This is a genomic window from Methylobacterium sp. J-090, assembly GCF_022829345.1.
Classification (GTDB): domain Bacteria; phylum Pseudomonadota; class Alphaproteobacteria; order Rhizobiales; family Beijerinckiaceae; genus Methylobacterium.
The window spans coordinates 1-644 of record NZ_JAKSXV010000111.1 but is presented as its reverse complement, the minus strand read 5'-3'; the positions used below and the strand labels follow the sequence as shown (position 1 = coordinate 644).

At 68.6% G+C, this 644-nt stretch carries 1 protein-coding gene and 1 rRNA gene; both read right to left on the bottom strand.

Annotated features, from left to right (window positions below):
* The coding region (locus tag MKK49_RS23400) for a methyl-accepting chemotaxis protein (RefSeq protein ID WP_409565131.1) at positions 1-391 on the bottom strand (391 nt) is incomplete at its 3' end.
* A 150-nt stretch (positions 392-541) separates the two neighbouring features.
* Positions 542-644 (bottom strand): 23S ribosomal RNA (locus MKK49_RS23395); the annotation flags it as partial.

The window sequence follows — 644 nt, the reverse complement described above, 5'->3', positions numbered from 1 at the left end:
CACGCCGCTGTTCCGATGTCACGTCGCCGATCCGGGTCGCGGCCTGGGACAGGGCCGCCATGGTCTCCCCCGTGCGGGCGGCGGCGCCGACGGCCGTCGACGACATCCCGGACGCCTGCGCCACCTGCCGGCCGATCTCCTCGGTGGCCCGCGCCGTCTGCGAGGCCAGTTCCTTGACCTCGGTGGCCACGACGGCAAAACCCCTGCCGGCCTCGCCGGCCCGCGCCGCCTCGATGGTGGCGTTGAGCGCCAGAAGGTTGGTCTGGCCGGCGAACTGCGAGACGATCCCGACGACGTCGCCGATGCGGGCGGCGGCGGCGGAGAGCCGGCGCATGGTCTCGGCGGTCCCGCTCGCCTCGCCCACGGGCCGGTGCAGGACATCGTTCGCCAAGCTGTCCGACAGCCGTTCGGCGTCGACCGTTCTGGTCTTTTGTCTCTCTGACCGGTCCGCTGATCGAAGCTGCTTTGCAGCGGCTGCCGATCAGCTTGGCTCCGCCAGCCATGCGGCTGCCGAACCAAGTCACGGACATGGATCATGGGAGCGATCAAGTTCAATCGAGCGATTAGTACTGGTAAGCTCAACGCGTCACCGCGCTTGCACACCCAGCCTATCAACGTGGTGGTCTTCCACGGCTCTCAAGGGA